The organism is Lacticaseibacillus salsurae (genome assembly GCF_045862175.1).
In the GTDB taxonomy this organism is placed as follows: Bacteria; Bacillota; Bacilli; order Lactobacillales; family Lactobacillaceae; genus Lacticaseibacillus; species Lacticaseibacillus salsurae.
The window spans coordinates 1-24,305 of record NZ_BAAFZI010000015.1; the positions used below are offsets into that span (position 1 = coordinate 1).

The window sequence follows — 24,305 nt, forward strand, 5'->3', positions numbered from 1 at the left end:
AGTGATTGCCGCAATGTCTCGCTGCACCAGCTCTTGAGCGTGAAGCTCAAGAATTTGACGGTAATGAATAGCCATTACAAAGACCTCCTGTATTTAAGAATTGCACGCGCTTACACGTATGCTACCCGTAGTATACAGGAGGTTTCTGTATTGTTGGTCAATTTCTTCGCCGACCTTGGACAATTTTTTCGCCGAGTGGTGTCAAAAACTTCGCATTACCTGGTAAAGCTATATGCCGTCTTCAGTTAGTGCGAAGCATTTATTTTTGCCATCTTCAGCTGTTGGTGCAGCTCCGGCGAAGAGTAGCCACGTCGCATGACATCAAAATGACGAATTGCACCAAAAAAATGCCTCACGATCATTTTGATCGTAAGGCATTTTCAATATTAACGTGCAGTGGCCAATAAGTTGGCGATATTGTTCAAGGCGTCTTGGGCGATTTGCATCGCGTCTGGGTCGATGTCAAAACTTGGCAACGTCTCGTCAGTGTAGTGCAACAAGGCAGCGGCGCGAGCGACCATGTCGTACCAAGTTTGGAATGGCATTTTGTTGATGGCGCCAGTGATGGCACTTGGGCAAACTTGCAACAACTGGTTGATCACCAGTTTGGCTTGCGTCAAGGTCTCATCTGGGACCAAAGACAAGTTGGTGGCTTTGTTGGCTAAGCGATACAAACGTTCTGCGGCAACCAAAACTGGGTTTTTGAAACTAGCTTGTTGTTTGACCACAGAGCGGTCGTCCAACATATACTTTTGCAAACCGATCATTGAGAATAAAGTGATCTGATCGCCGATTTGGCTACCAAGGTCTTCTAGGCGCGTGATCCCACATTCTGCTAGTTGTTCTTTGGTGAAGGTCAACGCCGCATGGGCGGAGAAGTCAGAATATTGGATGCCGATGGTGGACTTGGAGTCGCTGGTGCGCAACATGAACATCACGTCTTTGCCGCTTTGCGCTTTGACGTAAGCGTTGAGCATGCGCGCAGCGACGGCTAATTGTTCATCTTCAAACTCGTTGCGGCGGTCCAAAGCGATGCGCACTTTGTTTGGCAAGTAGTCCAACGTGTCCAAAACGCGCAACACAGTGGCCAAGTATGGATACCAAATGCCAAAGCCCATGGCGAAGTTGCCCATATCCGATTGCGGGGAGTAAGTGACAAAGTTTTGCGCTTGATCGCCATGTGCTTGCGTCAACATGGCAGCGATCTGTTCATGGCTCTTGCCGCGGGCTTTGACTTCATCGCCTGGTTGCCAGCCGAATGGATACAGTGTGTTGGCGAATTGATCTAAGGCGTGATCGTCGTCTTGGTCCACTAAAGTTGCGCCGATGAACATGTTGCGTTGATAGTCATTGCCATGCACAAATGATTCATCGATAAATAGTTGCAAAGTTTGTGGATGTTTCTTTGCCACTGGCGCTTTTGCTTCAGCAGCGACAGGCTGAGCTTGTGGCTTTTGGGCAACTGGTTGCGCAGGCGTCGTTTGGGTTTCTTCAAGCTTGGCTTCAGCTTGTGCTTTGGCTGTTGGCTTTGCGGCAACAGCTTTTGCGACTGATTTGGCTGGGGCTTTTTGCGGCTCAGCTTTTGCGGCTGGTTTAGCTTGCGGCTTTGGTTGCACGGCTGGCTTTTCTGCAGTGGCAGTGGTGGTCGCAGGCTTTTGTGGTGCGGTTGGCTTTGGTGCAGCCGCCGGTTTTGCTTCAGTGGCTGGCTTTTGCGCGACTGCTGGTTTTGGTTCAGCAGGTGCTTTGGCTACTGGCTTTGGTTGCACAGCAGGAGTTTTGGCTAAATGGTGTGCTGGTACTTGGGCATTTGGGTTCATGCTGCCAACGCCAGCTTGCGACAATTGTTCTGCGCGAGCTTCCACAGCTGAGGCTTCGGCAATGCGTTGGGCTTCGTGTTCAGCTTCAGATTGGATCGGAGCACCATCCGTTTGATGGATGGTAAAACGAGCTGGTTGTTGTTTGCGCGTGACTTTAGCGGGCTTGGCTGGCGTCGTGGCTTGGGCCGGTTGGGCCGCTGGCTTTTCCGCTGGCTTTGGCTGCGTTTTGGTTGCGGCTTTAGCTTTGTTGGCGCGGGTTTGCGTCGCTTTTTTGCCAGCGGATTGTTTTTGCGCTGGCGCTTTGGTGTCTGCTTTTGGTGCGGCGGCTTTGGTGTTTGTCCGCTTGGTGTTGGTTTGTTTGGTTGAAGCGTTAGCCGTTTTTTTCGGCTGGTTTTTGGCATTGGCCTTGGCTGGTTGCTTGGCCGCTGGTTTTTGGGCTGCGGCTTTTTCGTTAGCATTGTTGCGGTTGCGCTTAGACGATGGCTTTTTGGCAGTTGACTTGTCGTCGGCTTTTTTGCCCGCTTGGGTGTCAGTTGGCAATTCGCCTGGCTTGGTGGCAATAATACTTTCATGTTCGTCGATAAAACGATTGATCTTGAACATGACCGCAGTACTCATTTTGACATCTTTTAACACTTTGCGCATGCTGACGGGAGAGATCCCGATTTGCTTTGCGGCTTGCGTCACGCTTAAATGCTCGGCGCTCATGATTTGTTTCAAATGGAAGGCAGTGCTACCATTCATAAATTGTTCCTCCTATATGGCACAACAAAAAAAGTTGTCCGGTGGTTTTTATCGGAGTCAAAAATGGTGCTGGTACGTCGCGCGCTGTGGCAGCGTCCCGCAACCAAATACAAGAGTTTGACGAAAGCATTTGCCGCGCTCAATTGTTGGCTCTTGTTAAGAGTACAACAAAACCCGCCACTTTGCAGAAAAAAGTGACAGGTTTTTGGAAACGATCATTCAATTTTTTCGTCGAAAGTTTGAATCGCCAAGTCGATGAAGGCTTGCACCAAAGTCGATAAGCGCCGTTCTTGGTTGTAGGCGATCTCCACCGCGGTTTGAAAGGCGGATTCAGCCAGCGGCAACACGCAAACATTTTGATCAGCCAAGTAATGTTTCGGCATGGAACGTGGGATGATCGTCGCCCCTAGGCCAACACAAGCCAGGGAACACGCGGTGGTCAAATTCGGCGTTTGCAACACGGTGCTGGGGGCAATATGATATTTGGTCAAATACGCATCCACGCTACGTTGAAAATCAGATTCTGGGGTTTCGCAAATGAAATCTTGGCCGTTGACAAAAGGCGCGATATTAACAAGCGGCAACTCTGGCGTGGTTTTTGGCTGCAGGCGCTTGGGTAAAAGCAACACGCCGGCGTCGTTATACAAATGCCGATAAGCCAGCGCCGCGTTGTAAGCTGGCGTCACGCCGATATAAACATCCAATTCGCCATTTTGGACGGCTTGTTGTAAAACGGTAGAATCCAGTTCGCGCAATTGGATGCTGACTTGAGGAAAACGTTGGTGGAATTGCGGCAATAATTTTGGCAACACCACTTGCGCCAAGCTGGAATTGACGCCGATGGAAATATGCCCATGTGCGTCTTGGGCGTAAGCTTGCAGATCATGGCTCAAAGTTTGATAAGATTGTGCCAGTTGGCGGATCTTGTTGAGATAATATTCGCCAGCGTAAGTCAGCTTCAGCGGATGTGCGGTACGATCAATGAATTCACAGTCGAATTCTTTTTCTTGGGTGCGGATGATCTTGCTGACAGTGGGTTGGGTCATAAACAACTCACTGGCGGTTTGGGAGATGTTCCCAGTGCGCGCCAGACTTTCAAGGATCTGGATCAGTTGATTTTCGCGGTCAAACAATGCCATGATCGGGCCCCCTTTTTGATTAGTATGCCAATTTCGGCATAAACCTGCAAGCATTGATATAAATTTTTGGTACAATATGTTCAGAATTGGAGGAAGCCTGTGCGAAAATTAAAATGGATTTTCCTATTAGGACTGCTGGTGTTAGCCGGTTGCGCCGCAAAACCTGAATCCGCCCACCGCATGCGGGTGGTGTGTAGCGTGGATTTCTACGCTGAAGTGGCCAAAGCAGTGGTTGGCACGCATGGCAGTGTGACCAGCGTGATCAATGACCCAGCAGTGGATCCGCATGACTTTGAGCCGACTGTCGCCACTGGCAAGTTGATCGCCAAATCAGATCTGGTGTTAGCCAATGGCGCCGGCTATGATGCTTGGATGAACAAGTTGACTGCCGCTGAGCCTGAGGTGGCGACGTTATCGGCAGCAAAGATCGTTGGCGTCAAAAACGGCCAAAACGAACACATTTGGTATAGTCCTCAGGCGATGCCTGAAATTGCTCGCGCCTTAGCCAAAAAATTAGGCCGCTTGGATCCCAAACATCAAGCCGATTACACGAAAAATGCCACAGATTACATTGCCAAGTTGCAACCGCTGATGACGTTGATCGATCAGTTGAAACAACGTGCAAACGGCAAGCAAGTGGCGGTGTCAGAGCCAGTGTTTAACAATGCGTTAGTTTATTTAGGTTATCATGTGGCCAATCCGCATTTTGCCCAAGCCGTGGAAGAAGGTAGCGACCCTAGTCCTCAAGATGTCCGACGGTTGAATCGGCAAATGGCGACTGGGCAGATCGCCTTTTTCGTGGTGAACACGCAAGTTTCCAGCAAGATCGTGGATAACGCGATCGTCTCGGCCAAGCGGTATCACATTCCGATTTTGCATGTGACTGAAACCTTGCCAAAAGGGTTATCTTATACCAGCTGGATGACCAAACAGTATCAAGAATTACACACGATCCAAAATTGATCAAGGAGTGACAGTGATGACCTTAGATTATGGCAAACAAGCAACTTGGGAAAATGGTTTTGGCACGCAAGGCTCACCAATCGCTTTGCGCGATGGGCAAGTGGTGGCAAATGAACATTTGCAAGTGATCGCGCCTTATCACATGCACCAAGAATTAGATGATGGCACCACGATCAAGTTGTTAGGCGAAGGTCAAGTGCAGATCGGAGCGCACCACTACACCTGTGTCCAGGTGCACTTCCATGTGCCAGTCGAGCATGTCTCCAATACTGCAGCAACGCTAGAAATGCATTTTGTCCATCAAAATGCGATCGGGCAGTTATGCGTGATCGCGGTGTTGTTCAAAGCAGGCGCCGCTGATCCGATCTTGCAACAAGTGATCACAGATTTTGCCGCTGGCCGGCAGCATCCTGAAGAAATCGATCTCACTACTTTGATGCCGAGGCGGGGTCACGTTTTCCATTACTTAGGTTCATTGACCACGCCACCTTTAACTGAAGGGGTGGAATGGTATGTGATCCAACCGCTTGACCTGACGATTTCCAAGGCCCAAGCCGTTTGGTTTGCTGATCAATTTGGGGATAATAACCGTGCGCTTCAACCTCGCCATGAACGGGTGATCGAAGAGTTTGACTTGAACTAAACGAAAAACCGGCAATTTTCCACTAATGGGAGAATTGCCGGTTTTTCGTTTCGTTAAGCTTGGTCGGACAAGGCATGAAAAATGTGTTGCATGCCCAGTTCCATGTGATCCATTTCATCGGCGTATTGATGCAATTGCGCCGCGTAGTTGGCCACTGTGTCGGCGTCGACATCGGTTTTATAGCGCAGTTTATGTTCCAAACTGGCCCAAGTATCCATGCCGACGGTGCGCAGTTGGATCTCCACTGGGGCATTTTTAACGCCATTGGCTTCAAATACTGGCACGGATACCACCAAATGTAAGCTACGATAACCAGACGCTTTGGGGGTTTTGATGTAATCTTTTTGGCGGATCAAGGTGATATCCGATTGCGCCAATAAGTTGTCGGCGACGGTGTACACGTCAGCTTGGTAGTTGCAGATCACGCGCAAGCCGCCGATATCATAAATATGGTCGTGAATGCTGGCAAAAGTCGGTGGCAGGTGATGGGCATCAACTTTGCGCATCAAGCTGCGGACATCTTTCATCCGCGCTTCAATATGATGGATCGGATTGTGGGCGTTGTGCAGTTGGTAATCGGCGTCGAGATTTTCGAGTTTGGTGCCGACTTCATTGACCGCTGCTTGGCATAGTTGATAATAACTGACGAATTCCGTCAAATCGATCTGCAATTCTGGTGGGGCAAAGCGGTTGAGTTCTTCTTTGGTTTGAAGCAGATTTGGTAAATTGGGACGTTGTAAAATCATCGATGATCCTCCTAGAGCTTATTGTACCACGGCGCACCGGCGAAAAAATAGCGGTCATTATTAGACAATAAATATTCAGATCAATGCTTTGAAATGTGAACTTGAGCGTTTTTCCTGATAACCGGTGAGATCAAAGGAAATATTTTTAGTCTTGAAGTGTCGCAAGAATCGTTACAAATTAAGAAATTTGTACAACTTTGACGTTAGTAGGATAATGACGTTAAGAATTCATGACGTATAATAAGGAGTTTGGCCATGTATCGATACTTCATTCAACCGCAATTGAATCGTATCAATAATACCTTGATCGGCTATGAGCTGTTGATGAAAAGCTACACCAAACAAGGCTGGCGGCCGCCAGCCAGTTTCAGCGAGATCCCAGCGCACATTGTTGCAGATGTGTTAGTGGCGACCACCAGCAAGCTGGCGTTGAAGATCCCATCAGTTTCCGTTAACCTCAATCGCACCCAATTGCTGGATGCTGACGTCAACACAGCTTTGATCAAGGCGCAAAACTTTTTGCGTCCAGTTAAATTAGTGGTGGAGTTAACCGAAGAGCCTAGTGATAAAAACATCACCTTGGATCGCTTGGAACCGCAGATCAAACGCTACTTAGCCCGCGGGATGGAACTGAGTTTAGATGATGTGGATTCTGGTGACAATGATTTCAGCCATGTTGAAGCCTTATTGCCTTATGCGTCAGAAATCAAGTTTGCCTTGCAGAATTTCTCCGCTGGCTTTGAAGACCCGACGCTGCATCAACGCGTTGAGTTTTGGCAAGATCTAGCCAAGCGTCGCAATCTACGGTTTATTTTAGAAGGCATTGAAGATGCGCATGATGACGTGGTCGCCGATGAATTGCGCATCGATCTACGCCAAGGGTATTTTTACGGCAAGCCACATTTGTTGCGCTTAGCCCCAGATGATCCAGCATAAGGAGGAAAACCCGTTTGAAAATTGTGATCGTTGGCTGTACCCATGCTGGGGTGGCTGCTGTCAAAGCCATTAAAGAATTTCATCCCGAAGCGCAAGTGGTGATCTATGAACGCGATGATAATGTGTCATTTTTGTCGTGCGGCATCGCGCTTTATTTAGCTGGCGAAGTCGACCAATTGTCAGACATGTTTTATGAAACGCCAGAACACTTAGAAAGCTTAGGTGTTGACGTGAAGATCCGCCATGATGTGTTGGCGATCGACAACGTGGCGCAAACGTTGCAAGTGCAAGATCTCAAAACCAATGAAGTGTTTGAAGATCATTACGACAAGTTGATCATGACCACTGGCTCGTATGTGCAAGTGCCGCCGTTATTTGGCATTGATGATTCGCGCGTGTTGATGTGCAAAGATGCCCGCCAAGCGGAATTGATCAAAGCAGATACCGCCAAAGGCCAACATGTCGCCATCGTTGGTGCTGGGTATATCGGCGTGGAATTGGCCGAAGCGTTTGCCAATACTGGCCATAAAGTCAGCTTGATCCAAGGCAACGCCCAGCTATTGAACAATTATATCGATCCGGGGATGTCTGCAGATATCGAAACAAAGCTTGAAGCCCATGGCGTTAAGGTGTATTTGAATGCCCGAGTCGAAGCTTTTGAAGCCGGTATTGGTGATTCAGATATCACGGTGCAAACCGCTGCGGGCAATGTTCAAGCCGATATTGCCATTGTGTGCACCGGCTTTTTGGCCAATACCTCGTTGTTACAAGGCAAAGTCGCCATGGATCGCCATGGCGCGTTGTTGACTAACCACTGGATGCAAACCAGTGATGAAAATATTTATGCCGCTGGGGATTGTTGTGCAGCGCATTTCAATCCCACCGGCAAATCCGCCTATGTGCCGCTGGCGTCTAACGCCGTGCGCCAAGGTTATATCGTTGGTCGCAACGTGTTTGGCAATAGCCAAAAAGATCTCGGCACCCAAGCCACGACGGCGATGCGTTTGTTTCATCACACATTGGCGACGACTGGTTTGACGTTAGTCCGCGCGCAAAAAGAAGGCATCCGCGCTGACAGTGTCACCTATGTCGGCCCTTATCGTCCTGCCTTTATGCACGGTCATGACGACGTGCGCATCACGTTGGTATATGGTTTGGATGATCGCCGCGTATTAGGCGCGCAGTTATGGTCGACGCATGAGATCACCCAATCGGCTAACGCTGTGTCCATTTCGATCCAAAACCGCAATACCATTGATGACTTGGCCTTTGTGGATATGTTGTTCAACCCGCATTATGACCAGCCGTTCAACTATTTGAATCTGGTTGCCCAACTGGCAGTGACCAAAGCCGACAAAGGCAACCAGTAGTCGTGTTTGTGAGCGACAATCAGAAATCGCATTTTGATTGAGAACCTTTTGCAACAAAATAACGCCGCGCGATCCGTTTAGATCGTGCGGCGCTATTTTTATGCCGGTTGTCAAATAGCATGTAACAAGCCGATCAAAGTTTGGGTGCTGGTCAACAACGGCACTTGATGACTTAACGCATAATAGTTCAAGGGGCTGGCGGTGGATTGATGTTCATCAAAATTCAACACGGCCCAAGGCTTTTGGGCGGGTAACGTGCCATCCCAAAGCGTTAAGGTCACGCCAACACGGGATAAGGCGTCGGTGATCTCAGTACTAGGTTGTTGTGAGCTCAACAACACATCTCCAGATGCTGGCAAAGTGCAGTGATAACTGTCACACAGCGCTTTGGCTAAGGCTTCGTGATAATCGCGTCCCAAGCCGATGGTTTCGCCGGTGGATTTCATTTCTGGTGCCAATCCTGTGGCCATCCCTGGCAACTTGGTGAAAGAAAAGACGGGCGCTTTGATCGCAACTCCTGGTTTTGGCGTCGGGCAGCCGATCGGTAGGTTAAGCTCAGCTAAGGTTTTGCCTAAAATCAAATTGGTGGCCAACTTGGCTAAGTGATAGCCGGTGACTTTGCTCATGAACGGGACGGTGCGGCTAGCGCGTGGGTTGACGTCAATGACGTACAAACGATCAGCGACAATGAATTGTACGTTCATCATCCCCACACAATGCACGGCTTGGCCAATGGCTGTGGCGGTTTGGATGATTTCCGCTTGTTGCGCGGCACTTAAATGTTGTGGCGGATAGATCGCGATAGAATCACCGGAATGAATGCCGCTGCCTTCTAAGTGTTCCATGATCCCAGGAATAAATACATTGTGCCCATCGGATAAAATATCCACTTCGCATTCTTTACCTTGCACATCATGATCGATCAAAATCGGCTGATGCGGTGCCGCAGCGATGGCTTTTTGCACATATTCAGCCAGTTGCGACTCATCTTCTACGATCGCCATAGCGCGGCCCCCTAACACGAAACTCGGCCGCACCATCACCGGATAGCCAACTTTTGGCGCGATGTGACGCGCTTCTTCAAGATTCATCGCCGTGTCGCCAAGCGGTTGGGTGATGTGCAAGTCAGCCAACAAGCTTTCAAACTCATGCCGATCTTCGGTTTGATTGATCCCAGCCAAACTGGTACCTAAGATCTTGACACCAAATTTGGCAAGCTTGGCGGTGAGATTGATCGCAGTTTGGCCGCCGAATTGGACGATCACGCCTAGCGGTTGTTCCAAATCGACGATATGCATCACCGATTCTGCCGTCAGTGGTTCAAAATACAATTTGTCAGAAATCGAAAAATCAGTCGAAACCGTTTCTGGGTTGTTGTTGATAATGATGGCATGGTACCCAGCGGCTTGGATCGCTTGAACACAGTGCACGGTGGTGTAATCAAATTCCACCCCTTGGCCAATGCGGATCGGGCCAGAGCCGATGACGATGATACTGTTGCCTAAAGGCTTGGATTCATTTTCACCAGGAAAAGCGGTGGAGTAGAAATACGGCGTTTCTGACGCAAATTCGCCAGCACACGTGTCGACCATTTTGTACACTGGTGCTGGCAATAGGGCCTGCACCACCAATGTCGATACCCCTGCGGCATCAGCGATCATGGTTGCGGTAAAGCCTAATTGGTTGGCGGCTTTTGCGTGCTCAACAGTTAAGGTGCCGGTTTGCAAGCCAGTCAGCGTGTTAAAAATGTGTTCAAGTTTGTTCAAGAAAAACATGGTGATCTGCGTGTGGGCTTGGATCTTTTGTTTGGACCAACCTTGCCGCAAAGCTTCAAACAAATAAAACAACCGCACATCAGTGGGATGCTCCAACGCTTGGGTGAGCTCCGCGTCTGTCGGTGTGGTTTTAGGCAGCAGCGTGGTTTGCATGGTGGTATCTAGTTCCAATGATTGCACCGCTTTAAGCAAGGCTTCTTCAAAAGTGGTGCCGATGCCCATGACTTCACCAGTGGCTTTCATTTGCGTGCCTAATTGCCGCTGGGCAGACACGAATTTATCAAAAGGAAAACGCGGGATCTTAGCGACCACATAATCCAAGGTCGGTTCAAACGCGGCAAAAGTAGTTTTGGTGACAGGGTTTTGAATTTCTTGAAGGTTCAACCCTACCGCGATCTTGGCGGCGATTTTGGCGATCGGGTAGCCGGTGGCTTTAGACGCTAAGGCTGAAGAGCGGCTGACGCGCGGGTTGACCTCGATAATATAGTACTGGTCGGAATGCGGATCTTGGGCCAGTTGAACGTTACAGCCGCCTTTGATGTTTAAGGCGTCAACGATTTTCAACGAAGCCGAGCGTAACTTTTGAAACGTCGGGTCATCCAAGGTTTGATTTGGGGCGACGACGATCGAGTCGCCGGTGTGGATGCCGACAGGGTCAACATTTTCCATGCAACAAACCGAGATCGTGGTGCCAGCGGCGTCGCGCATCACTTCAAATTCGATTTCTTTATACCCGGCGATGGATTTTTCGATCAAGCATTCGGTGTTAGGGGACAACTCCAAGCCCCGTTGGCCGATGCGTTTGAGCTCAGCCACATTATGCGCGATCCCGCCGCCTGTACCACCTAAGGTAAAAGCCGGCCGCACGATCACTGGATAGCCGCAAGTTTGGGCAAACTGCAGCGCGCTGTCAAGGTCGTGAACCGTCAGCGATTGCGGCACCGGTTGATCGAGATCCTCCATTAATTGTTTAAAGGCTTGGCGGTCTTCGGCTTGATGAATGGTTTGGAGCCCTGTGCCTAATAATTCGATGTTCAAGCGCTTCAACACGCCAGCTTCATCCAGCGCCACGGCCATGTTTAACCCAGTTTGTCCACCTAAAGTCGGCAACAAGGCGTCAGGTTTTTCGATTTCCAAAATGTGGGTGACCGATTCTAACGTCAGCGGCTGTAAATAGATCTTATCGGCGATATCGTCATCTGTCATGATGGTGGCGGGGTTGGAGTTGATCAACACCACATCATAGCCCTCTTCGCGCAGCGACAAGCAAGCTTGCGAACCGGAGTAATCAAATTCGGCAGCTTGGCCGACGATGATCGGGCCTGAGCCGATCACCACGATTTTATGAATGTTTAAATTCTTAGGCATGAGCGGCGACCTTCTTTTCCATTAACTGTTTGAATTGCTTGAAAAAGCCACTGGCGTCTTTGGGACCAGGGTTGGCTTCTGGGTGATATTGCACAGAAAACATCGGCAACCATTGATGGGCTAACCCTTCAATCGTCCCGTCATCGCCTTCGATGGCCGTAACCACCAGATCCGTGTTGGCTAAGCTGTCAGGATCGACCATGTAGCCGTGATTTTGGCTAGTGATCATGGCGTGATCTGACCCCACTGCATGCACCGGATGGTTGATGCCGCGGTGCCCATATGCCATGGCGACGGTTTTGGCGCCATTGGCTAATGCCAAGATCTGGTGTCCCAAGCAAATGCCGGCAGTGGGATATAAATGTTCCAGTTTTTGGATCAGCGGCAATACCGCATAATCAGCGGGGTCGCCAGGGCCGTTGGATAACAAAATGCCGTCAGGATGCAAGTTTTGGATCATCGCCAAGTCCGTTGTGTAAGGCACCACGGTCACCGAAATCCCATTGGCCACTAAAGCATCGATAATGCCTTGTTTGGTGCCAAAATCGATCATCACCACATGCTTGGCATGCGCCGTTTCGCTGTGATAAGTGGCATGGCCCAGTTGCGGGGTCTTTTGACATTGGGCAAACAACTGGGCGTATACCGCGTCAAAGTCGTCAGTTAACGGCTGGTTCAACAATACCGCTTGCATGGTGTGCGACTGGCGAATGTGTTTGGTCAATTGGCGCGTGTCGACGCCTTGAATGCCTGGAACGTGTTGCTTCAATAGATAGTCATTTAACGTTTCGCCGGTAGGGCCAGGTTCATTTTCAAGGGTGTGGACGATCGCGCATTGCGCCAAAACTGTGGGACTTTGGTTGCGGGTAGGGTCCACGCCGTAAGTGCCGATCAAAGGATAGGTAAAAGTCAAAAGTTGGTTGGCGTAACTCGGGTCACTTAAGGCTTCTTGGTAGCCGACCATACTGGTATTGAATACCACTTCGCCAGCGATCTCGTTGGTCGCACCAAATGCAATGCCTTCAAAATGCGTCCCATCTTCTAGGTAGAGATATTTTTTCATGTTGCGCCACCTCGTAAATTTATGCAGTCGATATTCATTATTGCTTGTCCATATTTAACGGCAAATTCATGAGAATGTCAACAAAATATTCAGAGAATATAGAAAGATTTGCTCAAAATCGGCTGAAATCTGAATAAATGTTGAATAAAAATCGCGAAACACTTGTATTTTTGATGAGAAGGGGGTAAGCTACAGTCATTCAATATTTTGCATAAGTGAGGCAGACACATGAAAGTCGCGATCGTCGGAGTCACCGGTTATGCCGGCATGGTGTTGTATCAATTACTTAAAGCTCATCCAGAAGTTTCAGCCATTAACTTATATGGCCATGATCAACACCACGCCCAACCATTATGTGCAGTCGTGCCCCAATTTGGCCCGACAGAAACCGCGCCGCTGTTGCCTTATGACGCCCAAGCCATTATGGCAGACAACCAAGTGGCATTTTTCGCCACCAGCGCTGGGATCACTAATACGTTAGCCAAACCTTTCATTAAAGCGCAGTTTCCCGTGATCGATCTGTCTGGCGACTACCGGTTAAAAGACCCGGCCCAATATGAAAAGTGGTACCACAAACCTGCCGCTGATGCGGACGCCTTGCAAGCCGCACATTTTGGCTTAGCCGAATTTGCCAATGCCAAAGGCCATACCTATGTCGCCAACCCCGGCTGTTATGCCACGGCGACGTTGTTAGGCATCGCGCCATTGATCCAGCAACATTTGATCGTCAAAGATTCCTTGATCGTAGACGCCAAGTCAGGAACTTCCGGCGCTGGCAAAAAGCTCACGGCGTTGACGCATTTTTCTCAAACCAATGAAAATCTGCAACTTTATGGGATCAATACCCACAAACACATCCCAGAGATCATGCAAGCCGTTCAAACTTGGGATCCTCAAGTCCCAGCGCTGCAATTTACCACCACTTTGTTGCCAGTGACCACTGGCTTAATGGCGACCATCTACGCCAAAGCCGCACCTGGCGTTGACGGGCAAGTCGTCGCTGATGCCTTCAACACGACTTATCAAGATGATTTCTTCGTGCGCTTCACCGCTGAGCAGTTGCCAACGTTAAAACAAGTCGTTGGCTCAAACTTCACGGATATCGGCGCGGTGTATAACCCAGTGACCAACACGATCTTGGTGGTGTCAGTGATCGATAATTTGATCAAAGGCGCTGGCGGCCAAGCGATCCAAAACTTCAATCAAATGTTTGATTTTGACCCACTAGCCGGTTTGCCGACGACAGTGGCGTTACCTTAACTTATAGGAGGATATCGATATGACGATCTCAGATGAATTCATTTGGCCCAAAGGCTATTACACCGATGGCGTACAAGCTGGGTTGCGCGATCGAAACGACATGGGGTGGCTGGTTTCCAAAGTCCCTGCTGCCGCCGCTGGCACCTACACCACCAGCCAATTCATTGCCGCGCCGACGAAGTTATGCAAACAATTGATCGGCGAGCAACATCGCTTGCAAGCCATCGTAATGAATTCGGTGATCGCCAACTCCTGTACTGGCGCAAAAGGTTTTGAGAATGCCTTAGCCGAACAACAACAAGTCGCCGACAAGTTAGAAATCGACCCAGCCCTTGTTGGCGTCGCCTCGACTGGTTTGATCGGCGCCCAACTGCCGATGAAAAAGATCCACGCCGGCATTGAAGCGTTGCAGCTCAAACAAGACGTTGGCGTGACTACTGCGGTGATGACCACTGACACCCATCCTAAAATCGCCAGTGTGACGTTGCCGATCGACGGCAAGCCAGTGACCATTACCGGCTTTGCCAAAGGTAGCGGCATGATCCATCCCAAAATGGCCACCATGCTAGGCTTTGTATTTACTGACGCGAATATCTCTGGGTTGCAATTACAAGGTTTGTTGTCCCAAGTGGTAGATGAAACATTTAACCAGATCACTGTTGACGGGGACACCTCCACTAATGACATGGTCACGGTGATGGCCAATGGGTTGGCGGATAACCACTTGTTGACCACCGATCATCCTGATTATCCGGCTTTTGCCCAAGCGTTAAGTGGGGTGTTGGCGAAGTTGGCGCAAGGCATCGCCGCAGATGGCGAAGGCGCCACGAAGTTAGTGGAAGTCAACATTCATCACGCTGCGACCCATCTTGAAGGCCAACATGCCGCCAAAGCGATCGTTGGGTCCAACTTGGTCAAAGCCGCGATTTTTGGCGAAGATCCTAACTGGGGGCGGATCATTTCCGCTTTGGGGCAAACGCAAGTCAAAATCGATGTCGATCATGTCGCCATCACCCTTAACGGCTACAAGTTGGTGCAAGATTCGCTGGAATTGCCGTTTGATGAAGCGGCAGTCAAACAAGCGATGGGGGCTCAAAAGATCACCATCGACGTGGATCTCAACGCCGGGGATGCATCAGGGCAAGCTTGGGGTTGCGATCTCACTTACAATTACGTCAAAATCAACGCGTCTTATCGTTCTTAATGGAGGCTATCATGTCAGATCTGATCATTATCAAATTAGGGGGCAATGCGGCAACGCAATTGACGCCAGCATTTTTTGCCCAATTACAGGCTTGGCATGATGCCGGCAAAAAAGTGTTGTTGATACATGGCGGCGGGCCGCAGATCAATGCTTGGAGTGAGCAATTTGGCCTCACCCCAGTGAAAAAAGCCGGCATTCGCGTCACTGATACCAAAACCTTGCAAGTCACCCAAGCGGTATTGCTAGGCGTGGTCCAACCACAACTTTGCTTGGCGTTGTCTCAGCACGGCTTGCCCGCATTAGGCTTGAATTGTACCGATGCACATTTGTTAGTCGGCGACTTTTTGGACCAAGCGATCTACGGACAAGTTGGCGCCGTCACTGGCGTTAATGGCCAAGCGTTGGACGAATTTTTAAGCGAGCACATCGGCGTGTTGGCGCCGCTAGCGCAAACTGAAGACGGCCAGCTGTTGAATGTCAACGCAGATATGGCAGCAGCGGCAGTGGCCACGGCGCTTCACGCCAGCAAGTTGGTCTTATTGACAGATGTGCCAGGGGTGTTGGAACAAGGCAATGTCGTCGCCAAACTCACCCCGCAAAAAGCCGCCCAGCTGATCGCCACGAATGTGATCACCAAAGGCATGCAGCCGAAAATCGAAGCGGCTGCACACACTGCTCAAGTGGTACATGAAGTGGTGATCACTGATGCGTTGAATCACGCTGGCACCATCGTTGAAGCCGCGGCAGCTTGTTAGTTCAGGAGGAAATATATGAGTCATTTATTTAATACCTATGCGCGTTACCCCTTTGATCTCGTCGCCGGCCATGATGTGCATTTAGTCGACAACACCGGCAAAACTTATTTGGATTTCACTTCAGGCATTGGGGTATGTAGCTTCGGCTATCAAGATCCTGAAATCACCGGCGCTGTGGAAAGCCAATTGTCAAAAGTTTGGCACACGTCCAATCTTTATGAATCGCAGCTGCAAGAAACTGTTGGCGGCATGTTAGCCGGCAACGACAAGTTAGCCTTTTTTTGCAACTCCGGCACTGAAGCCAATGAAGCCGCGTTCAAGCTTGCCCGCAAAGCCACGGGAAAAACCCGCGTCTTAGCGTTTAACAACGGGTTTCATGGCCGCACTTATGGATCGATGTCCTTGACTGGCAACCCAGCGATCCAAGCCGGCTTTGCGCCACTGGTGCCAGATGTGATTTTTGCCGATTACAACGACCCAGAAGCCTTAGACAAAATCGACAGCGACTTGGCGGCGGTGATCTTAGAAGTGATCCAAGGCGAAGGCGGCGTATACGTCGGCGACAAGGCGTGGTTGCAAGCCGTTGCCGCCAAATGCCAAGCCACTGGTGCACTGTTGATCATCGACGAAGTGCAATCTGGTATCGGTCGCACCGGCTACAAGTTCGCTTATGAAGCGTTTGACCTCGATCCAGATATCGTCACCGTGGCCAAAGCGTTAGGTTCCGGCTTGCCCATTGGCGCGATGATCGGCAAAAAGGCGTTAGGTCAGGCGTTCACTCCAGGTAGCCACGGCACGACTTTTGGCGGCAACAAGTTGGCCTTAGCCGCCGCGCAACAAGTGTTGACCAAATTAACGCCGGCATTTTTGGCGTCAGTCCAACAAAAAGCCGCTGATGTGTGGACGACGATGAGCGACACCATTGCGCCATTGCCTGTGGTCACTGGCATCACTGGCATGGGCTTGATGATCGGCATTCATTTGGATGAAAAAACCAACGTTGAAGCTGTCATTCATCAGCTGCAAGGCCAAGGCTTGTTGACGTTATCTGCCAAGCACAATACGCTGCGCTTATTGCCGCCTTTGGTGATGAGCGCAGCGGATCTGCAGGCGGGCTTGGCGTTGATCGCCGATGTATTGAAGGAGGCATAGCATGACCAATCATTTTCAAAATCGCTCTTGGCTGAAGGAAATCGATTACACCCCGAAAGAATTGGACTATTTGATCGATTTTGCCGCGCATTTAAAAGCGTTGAAGCACGCGCATATCCCGCATCCTTATTTACAAGGCAAAAATATCGCCTTGCTGTTTGAAAAAACGTCCACACGCACGCGTTCTGCCTTCACCGTCGCCAGCATCGATCTTGGCGCCCATCCAGAATTCCTCGGCAAAAACGACATTCAATTTGGTAAAAAAGAATCGACCGCAGACACGGCCAAAGTCCTAGGCCGGATGTTTGACGGCATCGAATATCGCGGCTTTGCGCAACAAACTGTTGAAGACTTAGCCAAATATTCCGGCGTGCCAGTCTGGAATGGGTTGACGGATGACTGGCATCCGACGCAAATGATCGCCGACTTTTTGACGTTGAAGGAACAATTCGGCCACTTAAAAGGCTTAACGCTGACTTATTTAGGCGATGGCCGGTCGAATATGGGCAATAGTTTGCTGGTGACGTCAGCGATGCTTGGCGTCAATATCCACATCGGCGCGCCAAAGTCCTTGTGGCCGGCGCAAGCGGTGATCGATATCGCTCAAAAGTATGCCGATGCGGCAGGCTCTGAAGTGTTATTAACTGAAGATGCCAAACAAGCGGCAGCCGGAGCAGATGCGCTGTATACCGATGTGTGGATCTCCATGGGTGAAAAAATCGATGTCGCGGCGCGGATCAATGCGTTAAAACCTTATCAGATCAATGCCGATCTGGTAGCGGCCACTGGCAAAGCGGACACCATCATCATGCATTGTTTGCCAGCTTATCACGATCATCAAACTGAAGTCGGCAAGCAGCTCGGCGAAGAATTTGGCATGGACGCCTTGGAGATCACAGATGAGGTGTTCAACTCGGATAAATCCGTGGTGTTTGACGAAGCGGAAAACCGTATGCATGCGATCAAAGCCATCATGGCGGCCACGTTAGGCGATTTGTTTATTCCAGACAGTCTGTTTGATTAACTGGCGCCGGCTTTTAAAATACTGCGACGATCTGATTTTAAGATCGCCGCTTTTTTGCAAATCGTGGGGCTGCGGTGACTTGGCGTCACTCCAGAAAACTGGCCAAGTTGTCGTGCGGCCGGCTTCAGAAATCGGCAAAGCCCGCCGATGTTCTTACGCCTAACTTTTGAACCAGCCAAGTGCGCTGTTTCAAAAGTTGCCGGTGAAATCCGCGGATGCCGCCAAAGTTCGGCGTCATCCTTGATTTCACTTTCACGACAATTGGCCAGTTTTCTTCCGTGACCCCAAGTCACCTCCGTTTCCAGATTTTCTCGGCTGGTGGGCAACGACCTTAAATCAAGTCAAGCGGTGTTGTGGAAAACGATGAATTGACGATTTAACAATATCCCCAGAATTTGATGTTGGGTGTTGATAACTCCTAAGGCACTCAAGCATTCGGAATGGAACCACACATGTTTTTATGTTTTTCCTGACCTGAGATAGTTAGCCGGCTAATTATCTGATCGGATTGATCAAGTTGGATTCGTCCTAGATCTAAGCGAATGCGTTGTTGCCTACACTTCAACTTCAGCCCATGAATGTTTCGACACGATGAACATAGGCGATGCGTTAAACCAAGTTCAGAATCTGGTGCAATCAGTTAGCCATACCAACTGAGAAAGTCTGTGGGTGGCAAAAAGTGGCAATAACGCCGGTAAGTAACGGCTCAACAGTATTCACAGATTTCTGTGGTGGGCGTTGATAACTCGCCAGACATTCAGCAGAGTCGTTGAGGCAGATTCGAAGCTGAACCTTCGATAAGCCATGCGTTTGTTGACCTGAGATAGTTAGCCGGCTAATCATCTCCGTGGCCAATAGCATCACAGTACGTCACGTCGAGTGGTTGGATTTTGGACGGAGGCGGGCTGGGGTGGGCATAGTGAGAACGCTGTTGGCGATTTATCGCCTACAGCGTTCCGCAAGTCGAGATCCAGCGGGTGGCGAGCAAAGCGAGACATCCGGTTAGCTCGGCTGAGGACCCTCACTATGGCCACCCCAGCCCTCCGGAGTTCCAAATCCAACCACCCGGCCTCAAAGCTGATTGTTCGTTTTTTTGTTCAAAGCTGTGATGCGAGGTTCTCATCGTTGGTTAATTAAATGTCGTGTGAGATAAGTTGACGAAACCGCTTGACTTGAGAGATAAGCTCGATAATATTAAATTTGTATGATAAAATAAGACTGAGATTAAAACAGTTTCTAATGCGTAAAGGACGGGATAACGGATGGCACAGATATACGAAAACACGTTCCAAAGTGGCGACCAAACCTACAAATATGCGGATATTTCTGCATTTTTGGCCGATCATCATGCCCAAGTCGACACCTTGCCTTACACGATCCGCATCCTGCTGGAAGCGGCTTTACGCCGCCAAAACCAAGGCCACGCGCAAGGCGATGAGCTCAACGCCTTATTGCAATGGGATGACGCCCATGATCAAGATATCGCCTATCAACCAGATCGCGTGATCTTACAAGACTTCACCGGGGTGCCGGCGATCGTGGATCTTGCCGCTATGCGTGATGCCGTGGTGGCGCAAGGCGGCGATGCCAAAAGCATCAACCCCTCTGTGCCAGTTGACCTTGTGATCGACCACTCGGTACAAGTGGATAAAGCGGGCAATGACGAAGCGTTTGCCTTTAACGTCAAGCGCGAATTTGAACGCAATCAAGAACGCTACACCTTTTTAAAGTGGGCGCAAAAAAGTTTTACCAACCTGCAAGTGGTGCCACCAGATACTGGGATCATTCATCAAATCAACTTGGAGCGCTTGGCTAAAGTCGTCATGACCAAAGACGGGATGGCTTTCCCAGATACGTTAGTGGGGACTGATTCGCATACCACCATGATCAACGGACTTGGCGTGTTAGGCTGGGGCGTGGGCGGCATTGAAGCTGAAGCCAATATGTTAGGCGAAGCCACCTTGATGCCAACGCCTAAAGTCGTCGGCGTCGAGTTATCGGGTCGTTTGCAACCAGGCGTCACCGCCACGGATCTCACCTTGACGCTGACGCATTTGTTGCGCGAACACGGGGTCGTTGGCAAGTTCGTCGAATTTTATGGCGTGGGGTTGTCGAGTTTGCCACTGGCTTATCGGGCGACGATCGCTAACATGGCGCCTGAATATGGGGCCACTTGTGGCTATTTCCCGATCGACAGTCAAACAATCGACTATTTGAAGCTCACTGGCCGCGCACCTGAGCAAATCGCGTTAGTTCAAGCGTATGCCGATGCCAACCATTTGGCTTATAAGCCTGTGGAAGATGACATGCGCCATTACAGCGAAAACGTCACTTTGGATCTGGCCACCGTCAAGCCTAGTGTTGCTGGCCCAACGCGGCCGCAAGACTTGGTGTATTTAGCCGATCTGCCGAAGCAATTTGATGACCGCCGCGACTTAGAAGCTTTTTCAGTCGACGTGGCCGACAAGCATTTTGATTTACATCCTGGGGCTTTGGGGTTGGCGGCAATCACCAGTTGCACCAACACGTCCAACCCACAAGTGCTGTTTGCCGCTGGGTTGATCGCCAAAAAGGCGCATGAGCTGGGGATGCAAGTGCCTGAATATGTCAAAACCAGTTTCTCGCCTGGTTCGCGAGTGGTATCGGACTACTTGACTGCCGCTGGCTTGCAACAAGATCTGGATGCGTTGGGCTTTAACTTAACGGGATATGGCTGTATGACGTGTATCGGCAATTCCGGCGCCTTACAAGACGATTTGCAAGCGGCGGTTGAAGCCAAGCCTTATCCTTTGGCGGCAGTGGAATCGGCTAACCGCAACTTTACTGGCCGGGTGAACCCGAAGATCACCGACACCTACTTGGCTTCGCCACCGTTAGTCGTGATCTTCGCGCTGGCAGGCACCATGGATATCGATTTGGATCACCAACCAGTTGGCCATGCCGCAGATGGTCATGCCGTTTACCTCAAGGATCTGTGGCCAAGTGACGAGCAGATCGCGCAACTGACGGCTGATTACTTGCATCCAGAACAATTTACCGCCAATTACCAAACCCTTTATCATCAAAATGCCAACTGGGACGCGCTACCAACAGCGATTGGTGACACTTATGCCTGGGACGAAGCCTCCACTTATATTGCCAAGCCACCATTTGGTGAAGCCTTGACGCAAAAGGCGCCAATGACTTTAAGCGCCTTGCGCGTTTTGGCGAAATTAGGCGATTCAGTCACCACTGATCACATTTCCCCAGCAGGCTTCATTGGCCGCGACACGCCAGCAGGCAAATACTTGCAAGCGCGCGGCATCAAGCCTTTGGCGTTTAACTCTTATGGTTCGCGGCGCGGGGACCATGAAGTGATGATGCGCGGGACGTTGGCCAACATCCGTTTGCAAAACCAACTGGCCCCAGGCACGCAAGGTGGCTACACCACGTTGCCTGACGGGACCCAAACCACGATCTATGAAGCTTCGCGCGCTTATGCCAAAGCCGGCACCGGATTGGTGATTTTAGCCGGCAAAGATTACGGGATGGGGTCATCGCGTGATTGGGCGGCAAAAGGCGTGAAGTTGCTCGGTGTCAAAGCCATTATTGCGGAAAGTTTTGAACGCATCCATCGGGCTAACTTGGCGATGATGGGCGTGGTGCCACTACAATATTTGCCTGGCGACACGGCCCAAAGCCTTGGCCTCAGTGGCAAAGAAACGTATACCATCGAATTGGATGATGAACTGGCACATGTCACGGCAACGGCTGACAATGGCCAACAGACGCATTTTGACACCAAGGTGCGCTTTGATACCCCAGCTGATTGGGGGTATTACCAAGCCGGCGGGATCATGCCGCAGATCGTGGCTAATGCGTTGACTTAATATTTTATCCACAGGAGGAACACTACATGGACGTACCTAAAGGATTAGCAGGGGTAGTCATCACTGAAACCAAGATCAGCTCGACGAAAGATTCGAAGCTGACGTTTGCCGGCTACCCGATCGAAGAATTAAAAGACTTGCCGTACGAAGCAGTGGTTTACCTGTTGTGGCATAAGAACTTACCTAATGCCGACCAGCTCCACACCATGCAACACGATTTATTAACGGCCATGCATTTGCCTGCCGAAACCGTGCGCTTGATGCATGATATCGCGTTGGAGCCGCAACATCCTATGAGCATTTTACGCACGACGGTTTCGCTATTAGGCACCACCAACAATGATGGCAAACTGGACGAACCGCGCGAGATCTTAGGCAAAATGCTCACGGCGATCGCGGCGATCATCCGCTTGCGCGACTCGCAGCCGCAAATGCAAGTGAATCCTGAATGGGGCGTGGTCGAAAACTTCATGTACTTGTTTATGGGCCGGCGCCCGACCAAGTCGCAAGTGCGCATGTTCAATACCGTGATGGTGTTACATGCCGATCATGAACTTAACGCGTCGACTTTCACCAGTCGCGTGGTGGCGTCAACGAATGCCGACTTTTATTCGTGTTTGACTGCCGCAGTCTGTGCGTTAAAAGGGCCGCTTCATGGTGGCGCCAATGAGCAAGTGTTCAATATGCTCCAAGAGATCCGCCACACTGGCGTTTCGCCTCAGCGCTACATCGATGCCAAAATCGCCAATCATGAAAAAATCATGGGCTTTGGCCACCGCGTTTACAAAGATGGCGATCCGCGAGCGAAGATCTTGCGCGGAATCGCCGAAGAAATGGCCGATGAAACCAACAACCAGCCGTTTTTTGAGATCCAAGAACAGATCGCCAGCTACATGTTGGAAAAACTCGGCTTGCATCCCAATGTCGACTACTATACTGCCGTGGTGTATCACAGCTTAGGTTTGGATGAATCCACGTTTACCGTAATGTTTGCCGCTTGCCGTACTGCCGGCTGGTTGGCCCACATTATGGAACAGCGCGAGGAAGCTTGCTTGATCCGCCCGGCATCTGAATATGTCGGCCCCACGGATCGCCATGTGAAGCCACAAACCCGCAAATAATTTTGGAGGCGCATTTTGAGTCAAGCCATTACCATGTCAAACCACCAATTAAATACCCCAGATCATCCGCAGATCCCGTTTATCCAAGGCGATGGGATCGGGCCTGAAATTTGGCAAGCGGCGCAAAAAGTTTTTGACGCCGCAGTCAATAAGGCCTATCAAGGCCAACGCGCCGTCGACTGGTTGCCGCTTGCAGCCGGCGAATCAGCGTTTAAAGCCACTGGCGAGTGGCTGCCACAAGCCACTGTTGACGCGTTGAAGTCACATTTAGTGGCGATCAAAGGGCCACTGACCACCCCGGTAGGCGAAGGGCATCGCTCGATCAATGTCACCTTGCGCCAAACCTTGGATCTTTATGCATGTTTTCGCCCGGTACAATACTTCAAAGGGGTGCCTGCGCCAGTGGTACATCCTGAATTAGTCGATATCGATGTGTTCCGCGAAAACACCGAAGACATTTATGCTGGCATTGATGTTGCCGCTGGTACACCAGAAGTCAAAGCTTGGTTGGACCTGTTAGCAAAACAAGGCCAAAGCGATAAAGTGCGCTTTCCAGAAACGTCAGCGTTGGCCCTGAAGCCAGTGTCCCAACAAGGCTCAGCGCGGTTGGTGCATGCGGCCATCGCCCATGCGTTAAAGCATGATCGCCATATTGTGACTTTGGTGCATAAAGGCAACATCATGAAGCAAACTGAAGGCGGGTTTAAGCGCTGGGGGTATGCCGAAGCCGAACAGCACTTCGGGGATGTGACCTTTACCATGAATCAATACGTACAGATCCAAAAAGCGACTGGGCAAGCGGCGGCTGACGCGGCGTTAGCGCAGGCCAAAGCGGCAGGCAAAATCATCGTCAACGACATTATTTGCGACAATTGTTTCCAACAAACCTTGCTGCACCCAGATCATTTTGAAGTGTTGGCCACCATGAATCTCAATGGCGATTACTTGTCTGATGCGCTAGCTGCACAAGTTGGTGGCATTGGCATTGCGCCTGGGGCCAATATCAACTATGAATCCGGCCAAGCGATTTTTGAAGCGACTCACGGCACGGCGCCGCAGTTTGCCGGCAAAGATCTGTTAAACCCCACGTCGATCATGTTAAGTGGCGCGATGATGTTTGATTATATCGGTTGGGGCCAAGCCGCCGATTTGATCCGCTCAGGCATTGCCGCCGCGATCCAAAGCCAACATGTGACCCAAGACTTTGCCACTAGTGCCCAAGCATCAGTGCTCGGCACGCAAGGGTTTGGGACTTATGTGGCCCAACATTTGTAATTTAGCTGATTATCTGTGCGCCTTGGCACCTCGATTCGTGGTTTGGATCGCGGTGGCAAGGCGTTTGTGCGTGGTTTTGCG

The 24,305-nt window shown here is 50.4% G+C and carries 18 protein-coding genes; 13 read left to right on the top strand and 5 right to left on the bottom strand.

Translation table 11 applies throughout. The features are described from left to right. The coding region (locus ACKTSG_RS06355; protein ID WP_407893065.1) for a hypothetical protein at positions 1-249 on the top strand (249 nt) is incomplete at its 5' end. Positions 250-386: 137 nt separating this feature from the next. Here ACKTSG_RS06355 and ACKTSG_RS06360 read toward each other — a convergent pair. Then, positions 387-2,561, bottom strand: a complete 2,175-nt coding sequence (locus ACKTSG_RS06360; protein WP_407893067.1) for a hypothetical protein — start codon at positions 2,559-2,561, stop codon at positions 387-389. 215 nt (positions 2,562-2,776) lie between these two features. Beyond that, positions 2,777-3,700, bottom strand: coding sequence for a LysR family transcriptional regulator (locus ACKTSG_RS06365; RefSeq protein ID WP_407893069.1), 924 nt, complete (start codon positions 3,698-3,700; stop codon positions 2,777-2,779). Between the two features lie 99 nt (positions 3,701-3,799). Here ACKTSG_RS06365 and ACKTSG_RS06370 point away from each other — a divergent pair, with 99 nt between their 5' ends. Both ACKTSG_RS06370 and ACKTSG_RS06375 read left to right on the top strand, forming a co-directional pair. Continuing rightward, complete coding sequence (locus ACKTSG_RS06370) at positions 3,800-4,663, top strand: metal ABC transporter solute-binding protein, Zn/Mn family (protein ID WP_407893071.1); 864 nt, start codon at positions 3,800-3,802, stop codon at positions 4,661-4,663. Between the two features lie 16 nt (positions 4,664-4,679). Beyond that, positions 4,680-5,306 (top strand): carbonic anhydrase family protein, encoded by a 627-nt coding sequence (locus ACKTSG_RS06375; protein WP_407893073.1) that lies wholly within the window; start codon positions 4,680-4,682, stop codon positions 5,304-5,306. Positions 5,307-5,359: 53 nt separating this feature from the next. Here ACKTSG_RS06375 and ACKTSG_RS06380 read toward each other — a convergent pair whose 3' ends face one another. Beyond that, on the bottom strand, positions 5,360-6,052 hold the full coding sequence (locus ACKTSG_RS06380) for a GTP pyrophosphokinase (protein ID WP_407893075.1): 693 nt from the start codon (positions 6,050-6,052) through the stop codon (positions 5,360-5,362). Between the two features lie 255 nt (positions 6,053-6,307). Here ACKTSG_RS06380 and ACKTSG_RS06385 point away from each other — a divergent pair, with 255 nt between their 5' ends. Further along, a complete protein-coding gene (locus ACKTSG_RS06385; protein ID WP_407893077.1) occupies positions 6,308-6,988 on the top strand; it encodes an EAL domain-containing protein in 681 nt (226 codons plus the stop codon). Positions 6,989-7,002: 14 nt separating this feature from the next. Further along, a complete protein-coding gene (locus ACKTSG_RS06390) occupies positions 7,003-8,358 on the top strand; it encodes an FAD-dependent oxidoreductase (protein WP_407893079.1) in 1,356 nt (451 codons plus the stop codon). Positions 8,359-8,468: 110 nt separating this feature from the next. Here ACKTSG_RS06390 and carB read toward each other — a convergent pair whose 3' ends face one another. Beyond that, entirely contained in the window at positions 8,469-11,501 is a 3,033-nt protein-coding gene (carB, locus tag ACKTSG_RS06395) for a carbamoyl-phosphate synthase large subunit (protein WP_407893081.1), read from the bottom strand. Continuing rightward, the gene (locus ACKTSG_RS06400; protein ID WP_407893083.1) at positions 11,494-12,564 is read right to left on the bottom strand and encodes a carbamoyl phosphate synthase small subunit; all 1,071 of its coding nucleotides are present in this window, start codon (positions 12,562-12,564) and stop codon (positions 11,494-11,496) included. The genes carB and ACKTSG_RS06400 overlap by 8 nt, the downstream gene beginning before the upstream one ends. Before the next feature lie 228 nt (positions 12,565-12,792). Between ACKTSG_RS06400 and argC the strand changes: the two genes are divergently transcribed. The 8 genes from argC to icd all read left to right on the top strand — a co-directional run bounded on the left by argC (position 12,793) and on the right by icd (position 24,224). Beyond that, complete coding sequence (argC, locus tag ACKTSG_RS06405) at positions 12,793-13,824, top strand: N-acetyl-gamma-glutamyl-phosphate reductase (protein ID WP_407893085.1); 1,032 nt, start codon at positions 12,793-12,795, stop codon at positions 13,822-13,824. Positions 13,825-13,843: 19 nt separating this feature from the next. Further along, complete coding sequence (argJ, locus tag ACKTSG_RS06410; protein WP_407893087.1) at positions 13,844-15,028, top strand: bifunctional glutamate N-acetyltransferase/amino-acid acetyltransferase ArgJ; 1,185 nt, start codon at positions 13,844-13,846, stop codon at positions 15,026-15,028. An 11-nt stretch (positions 15,029-15,039) separates the two neighbouring features. Continuing rightward, a complete protein-coding gene (gene argB, locus ACKTSG_RS06415) occupies positions 15,040-15,783 on the top strand; it encodes an acetylglutamate kinase (RefSeq protein WP_407893089.1) in 744 nt (247 codons plus the stop codon). 15 nt (positions 15,784-15,798) lie between these two features. Then, positions 15,799-16,935 (top strand): acetylornithine transaminase, encoded by a 1,137-nt coding sequence (gene argD / locus ACKTSG_RS06420; protein WP_407893091.1) that lies wholly within the window; start codon positions 15,799-15,801, stop codon positions 16,933-16,935. Between the two features lies 1 nt (position 16,936). Continuing rightward, on the top strand, positions 16,937-17,959 hold the full coding sequence (gene argF, locus ACKTSG_RS06425; protein ID WP_407893093.1) for an ornithine carbamoyltransferase: 1,023 nt from the start codon (positions 16,937-16,939) through the stop codon (positions 17,957-17,959). A gap of 1,262 nt (positions 17,960-19,221) precedes the next feature. Then, entirely contained in the window at positions 19,222-21,828 is a 2,607-nt protein-coding gene (gene acnA, locus ACKTSG_RS06430) for an aconitate hydratase AcnA (protein WP_407893095.1), read from the top strand. 26 nt (positions 21,829-21,854) lie between these two features. Next, positions 21,855-22,949, top strand: a complete 1,095-nt coding sequence (locus tag ACKTSG_RS06435; protein WP_407893097.1) for a citrate/2-methylcitrate synthase — start codon at positions 21,855-21,857, stop codon at positions 22,947-22,949. Positions 22,950-22,964: 15 nt separating this feature from the next. Continuing rightward, positions 22,965-24,224: an NADP-dependent isocitrate dehydrogenase gene (gene icd / locus ACKTSG_RS06440; RefSeq protein ID WP_407893099.1), complete on the top strand. Its 1,260-nt coding sequence runs from the start codon at positions 22,965-22,967 to the stop codon at positions 24,222-24,224. Positions 24,225-24,305 lie beyond the last annotated feature (81 nt).

Excerpts from the sequence above, each read along its gene's own strand:
- argF (WP_407893093.1), top strand. The coding sequence starts at position 16,937 with ATGACCAATCATTTTCAAAATCGCTCTTGGCTGAAGGAAATCGATTAC.
- ACKTSG_RS06375 (WP_407893073.1), top strand. The coding sequence starts at position 4,680 with ATGACCTTAGATTATGGCAAACAAGCAACTTGGGAAAATGGTTTTGGC.
- ACKTSG_RS06435 (WP_407893097.1), top strand. The coding sequence starts at position 21,855 with ATGGACGTACCTAAAGGATTAGCAGGGGTAGTCATCACTGAAACCAAG.
- ACKTSG_RS06380 (WP_407893075.1), bottom strand. The coding sequence starts at position 6,052 with ATGATTTTACAACGTCCCAATTTACCAAATCTGCTTCAAACCAAAGAA.
- carB (WP_407893081.1), bottom strand. The coding sequence starts at position 11,501 with ATGCCTAAGAATTTAAACATTCATAAAATCGTGGTGATCGGCTCAGGC.
- argB (WP_407893089.1), top strand. The coding sequence starts at position 15,040 with ATGTCAGATCTGATCATTATCAAATTAGGGGGCAATGCGGCAACGCAA.
- argC (WP_407893085.1), top strand. The coding sequence starts at position 12,793 with ATGAAAGTCGCGATCGTCGGAGTCACCGGTTATGCCGGCATGGTGTTG.
- acnA (WP_407893095.1), top strand. The coding sequence starts at position 19,222 with ATGGCACAGATATACGAAAACACGTTCCAAAGTGGCGACCAAACCTAC.
- ACKTSG_RS06385 (WP_407893077.1), top strand. The coding sequence starts at position 6,308 with ATGTATCGATACTTCATTCAACCGCAATTGAATCGTATCAATAATACC.
- ACKTSG_RS06365 (WP_407893069.1), bottom strand. The coding sequence starts at position 3,700 with ATGGCATTGTTTGACCGCGAAAATCAACTGATCCAGATCCTTGAAAGT.
- argJ (WP_407893087.1), top strand. The coding sequence starts at position 13,844 with ATGACGATCTCAGATGAATTCATTTGGCCCAAAGGCTATTACACCGAT.
- argD (WP_407893091.1), top strand. The coding sequence starts at position 15,799 with ATGAGTCATTTATTTAATACCTATGCGCGTTACCCCTTTGATCTCGTC.
- ACKTSG_RS06400 (WP_407893083.1), bottom strand. The coding sequence starts at position 12,564 with ATGAAAAAATATCTCTACCTAGAAGATGGGACGCATTTTGAAGGCATT.
- ACKTSG_RS06360 (WP_407893067.1), bottom strand. The coding sequence starts at position 2,561 with ATGAATGGTAGCACTGCCTTCCATTTGAAACAAATCATGAGCGCCGAG.